The organism is Collinsella sp. (assembly GCF_052346665.1).
Taxonomy (GTDB): Bacteria; Actinomycetota; Coriobacteriia; order Coriobacteriales; family Coriobacteriaceae; genus Collinsella.
This window is the reverse complement of record NZ_DAWDUX010000067.1, coordinates 1-4,001: the sequence shown is the minus strand read 5'-3', so window position 1 is coordinate 4,001 and position 4,001 is coordinate 1. Positions and strand designations below refer to the sequence as shown.

Annotated in this window: 5 protein-coding genes; 4 read left to right on the top strand and 1 reads right to left on the bottom strand. The window is 62.3% G+C overall.

All coding sequences use genetic code 11. The features are described 5' to 3' along the window. Positions 1 to 31 precede the first annotated feature (31 nt). The gene (locus tag ACT8II_RS09165) at positions 32 to 988 is read left to right on the top strand and encodes a 2-keto-3-deoxygluconate permease (protein WP_443813918.1); all 957 of its coding nucleotides are present in this window, start codon (positions 32 to 34) and stop codon (positions 986 to 988) included. A gap of 54 nt (positions 989 to 1,042) precedes the next feature. Here the strand turns inward: ACT8II_RS09165 and ACT8II_RS09160 are convergent, their stop codons facing one another. Next, positions 1,043 to 1,189 (bottom strand): hypothetical protein, encoded by a 147-nt coding sequence (locus ACT8II_RS09160; RefSeq protein ID WP_304292577.1) that lies wholly within the window; start codon positions 1,187 to 1,189, stop codon positions 1,043 to 1,045. A 188-nt stretch (positions 1,190 to 1,377) separates the two neighbouring features. Here ACT8II_RS09160 and ACT8II_RS09155 point away from each other — a divergent pair, with 188 nt between their 5' ends. The 3 genes from ACT8II_RS09155 to ACT8II_RS09145 all read left to right on the top strand — a co-directional run. Continuing rightward, the gene (locus ACT8II_RS09155; protein ID WP_443813916.1) at positions 1,378 to 1,779 is read left to right on the top strand and encodes a helix-turn-helix domain-containing protein; all 402 of its coding nucleotides are present in this window, start codon (positions 1,378 to 1,380) and stop codon (positions 1,777 to 1,779) included. Positions 1,780 to 1,933: 154 nt separating this feature from the next. Then, complete coding sequence (locus ACT8II_RS09150) at positions 1,934 to 2,689, top strand: ABC transporter ATP-binding protein (RefSeq protein ID WP_443813915.1); 756 nt, start codon at positions 1,934 to 1,936, stop codon at positions 2,687 to 2,689. Beyond that, positions 2,686 to 4,001 (top strand): hypothetical protein (locus ACT8II_RS09145; RefSeq protein WP_443813914.1); only part of this gene is annotated, 1,316 nt, incomplete at its 3' end. The genes ACT8II_RS09150 and ACT8II_RS09145, both read left to right, overlap by 4 nt.

Genomic DNA, 4,001 nt, shown 5'->3' with positions numbered 1-4,001 from the left:
AGCGCAACGCGAAAAGACGGAGGACATATATATGGCGGTTGACGGCAACAAAGCAACGGCGGCGCGGACGTTTAAGGTCCCGCGCCTTCCGGGCGACATCATGATCTACCCCATGATCGTGGGCCTGCTCATTAACACCTTCTGCCCCCAGGTCTTGGAGATTGGCGGATTCTTCACGGCGGCTACGCGCGGGGGTGCCAACGCGGTGGTCGCCGCGATTCTGCTGTTCGTCGGCGCGGGCATCTCGTTCAAGGCCACGCCGGGCGCCGTCAAGACGGGCGTCGTCGTGCTCATCCCCAAGCTTGTGCTCGCCGCGGCGATGGGCCTCGCCGTCGCTTGGTTCTTCAACGACGACCTCCTCGGCCTGTCGTCCGTCTCTATCATCGGCGGCATCTCGTTTTGCAACATGGCCCTCTACACGGGCATTATGAGCGAATACGGCGACGAGGCCGAGCAGGGCGCCGTGGGCATTCTGTTCCTCACCGCGGGTCCCACGGTTGCCATGATCATCCTGGGCGTCTCCGGTCTGGCGAGCATCCCGCTGGGGACCGTCATCGGGTCGGTACTGCCCCTCGTCATCGGTATGGTGTTGGGCAACTGTTTCCCGTTCGTGCGTGACCTGCTCAAGCCAGGCGCCAATCCCGCCATCGCCGTGTTGGGCTTCCAGCTCGGCTGCTCGATGAGCCTCGCGAGTTTTGTAACCGGTGGCTTGTCCGGCATCCTGCTCGGCCTTGTGACGGTGTTCGTTGTGGGCCCTGTGACCTGTCTGTTCGAGCGTCTGTGTGGCGGTACGGGTAAGGCGGCCATCGCCTGCTCGACGATCGCCGGCACGGCCATGACCACTCCTGCGGCACTCGTTGAGGTTGCACCCCAGTACGCTGCCATCGCGCCGGTGGCCTACGCGCAGATCGCGACCGCCGTCATTGTGACGGCACTGCTCGCTCCGATTCTCACGGGCTGGTTCGACAAGCGCTTCTGCCAGGGCTGACGTCGTCTGTTTCTCTGTTTCGGTGTGTTTGGGGCACAGCCGCCTTTATCGCAGCTAGAGGGCAGCGGCCTGTAGGATGGCGAACACCGCGACGCCCGTCACGATGCACCAGACGAGCGACTTGGTTTTGATCCCGACTGCCGTAACGATGCCAGCGGCGGGGCAAAGCTGGGTTTGAAGCTGCGAGAATGCGCCCTGCATCCTCACCGCAACGGGCGGTGGCGGAATTGTCGCGATGTGTTGCTACAATTGTCGCTGCTAGATGGTGGAGCGCAACGGTGGTTGCGAGGATAGTCTTGCGCTGAGGCCCGATTGCCAAAAGGGGCGAAAGCATCCCATGACGGCTGCCGTCGGGCCCGGAATATCGGCGCTACAAGGAGGCTTTCATTATGGATGACGCGACGACGCAGCTCGCCGACCGCCTGCTCGACCTTCGCCGCAAGGCCGGCTATTCGCAGGAGCAGCTGGCGGACCTGCTCGGGGTTTCCCGTCAGGCCATCTCGAAGTGGGAGGGTGCCCAGGGCCGCCCCGAAGTCGACAACGTGGTCAAGTTCGCGCAGATCTACCGTGTGAGCACAGACTTCATCCTCACGGGCTCGGCGAGCGTCCCGTCGGTGTGCGAGACGCCCTCGGCGCCCGCCCCGCGCGAGCTGTCGCGCGAGTACCGCTTCGCCCTCAGCGCCCTCATGGTCATCGCGGGCACTGCGGTCGTGTTCCTGCTGATCGTCGTTATCCTGACCATCCTGTCCACGATACTCACCTCGGGTGCCGACATCCCCGGCTGGAAGTAGCCGCTGGCCGAGGCCTCGTATTCACTATCAACTGATGAGACGCGTGCAAGGTAACTTGGCGCTTGTCCGATGCGCCCTTTCTTGCAAGGTGCAGGGCTCGTGCGCTTTGGCCTTGCATGCTCACGGGCGGATTGGCAAAAGGAGCAGAAGAATTATGGGCATCCTCGTTGAGGCGTGTGGCGTATGCAAAAGTTATAAGCATGGAAATCTGAACACCGAGGTTCTTCGCCACGTTGATATGAATGTGTTGGCAGGTGAGATGGTATCCATCGTGGGACCATCCGGTTCGGGCAAGTCGACGCTGCTGCACTGTCTGGCGGGGCTTGAGGTCCCCGATGCGGGCGAGATTCATCTTATGGGCGTGGATGTCGTGCGAGCGAGGCGCGGCGAGCGCGTGAAGGTCAGGGCTCGACATGTCGGGTTCGTGTTCCAGCAGTACAATCTCATGCCCTCGCTCTCCGTGGGTGAGAACGTCTCACTGCCCGCGCGCTTTGCCGGTCGCAGGGTGAGCGGGAAGGATGTGTGCGATCTCTTGGAGAAGGTCGGTATGGGAGGGAAGGAGCATGCCCGTCCAGCCGAGTTGTCCGGCGGCGAGGCGCAGCGCGTGGCGCTCGCCCGGGCTATCGCTTCCTGTCCGGACATCGTGTTCGCCGATGAACCCACCGGCGCCCTCGACACGGCGAACGGGAACGCGGTCCTCGACATACTGCGAGCCATGGCGGATGGGGAGAGCCGAGCCGTCGTCATGGTGACGCACGATCTTGAGGCGGCCGCTCGTGCCGATCGGGTGTTTGTAATGCGTGACGGGAAGATCGTCCACATGATGACTCACCCCACATCGCGGGAAATCCTCACCGCGATGGAGACGGTGGGACCGCGTGATGCCGCCGAGGGGGCGATGTTGCGATGATCCGTCTGCTTGTGGGTGATGTTCGGGAGCACTGGCATGTGTGGTTCGGTGTGCTCGCCGTTGCTGCCGCATTTGGCTATATGGGAGGTTGGTTCGCATCGTTTTCCGCAACGGCGGCCGCGAGCCCGATGGCGTCGACTTCTTTCTTCTTTAGAAGCGCCGCCCAGGCGATCCTCATGTTTTCGGCGATTTCCGGATGCGTCGTTCTCTCTTCAACGGCTCGGGGAAGCGTCGTTTCGTTGCGGCGCACCTATGCCCTGTGGCAGGTGATCAACATCCCTCCGGTTATGGTTGGCTTTGCCGTCATCGTTCAAATTGCACTTGTGGGGGTCTTCGGTTCGTGCTTGGGCTTGGCTTTGTGCTGGGTAAGCTCATCCACCGTGTTCAGTGCTCTGTTCATGGGTGTTGACTTGTTCGAAGGGGTGCGGCTTCTGCCGGGATTTTCCCTCTGCCCTGCGGTTCTGGGTGTGTCGCTATTCGTGTCGGTACTCGGCGGGGCGCGCGCCGCAAGGAGCGCGGCGTGCACACCGCCCGTGATGGCTTTGCGTGACGAGCGGTCGGTCGAGGGCGCATCTGCGCGCATGACGCCGCTGCGATGGCTTTCCGCCCTTGCCGCATGTGCTGCTGCCGCATGGTGTATGTCCACGGTTGACCCCGCCTTGGCCCCTGTTGATTTCGGCCAGAGCACCTGGCTTGTCATTTTGCCTATTGCAATCCCGGCGCTAATTACGGCTCTCGCCCCTGTACTTTTGCCGAGGATCCTGCGCGCGGCGACGTGTCCGTTGTCGCGCTGGACGGCGTGGCTTCTCGCGCGCAGGAGCGCTCAGCACGACGTAACACAGAGCTTGTCGATTGAGACATCCCTCGTTGTTGCCATGGGTGTCGTTGCGGGTTTCTATTCGATGATGAGCCTGATGGAGCGGTATGCCACGGCATACGACTTGCCGATTGGGGGCGGATTCGACCTCGACCCGCGCCTCGCGTGCGTAATGTTCGCGGGGCCGGTTGTCTTGGCGGCTGTGGGGTCGTGCGCACATGTAGTTCTTGCCTTGCGAGTGCGTGAGCGTGACGCGTCATTGCTGGAGGTATGGGGTGCCACCCCGCGCCAGGTTTGCGTCCTCTCGGTTCTCGAGGCGTTTATGCATGTGGTGACAGCAGGCTCAGCTGCATTGCTTGCTGTTGTGCTTTCCAACGTGATCGCGGCCCATGCGTTGGGCTTGGGTGCTGGGAGCGCGATGCTGTCTGTGCGCTTTGCCCCTGCCGCTTTCATTGCCGTCGCAGGTTTCGTCGTGCTGGTCACAGCAGAGCTATT

Coding starts and splice junctions, on each gene's coding strand:
- ACT8II_RS09165 (WP_443813918.1), top strand. CDS start 32: ATGGCGGTTGACGGCAACAAAGCAACGGCGGCGCGGACGTTTAAGGTC.
- ACT8II_RS09160 (WP_304292577.1), bottom strand. CDS start 1,189: ATGCAGGGCGCATTCTCGCAGCTTCAAACCCAGCTTTGCCCCGCCGCT.
- ACT8II_RS09155 (WP_443813916.1), top strand. CDS start 1,378: ATGGATGACGCGACGACGCAGCTCGCCGACCGCCTGCTCGACCTTCGC.
- ACT8II_RS09150 (WP_443813915.1), top strand. CDS start 1,934: ATGGGCATCCTCGTTGAGGCGTGTGGCGTATGCAAAAGTTATAAGCAT.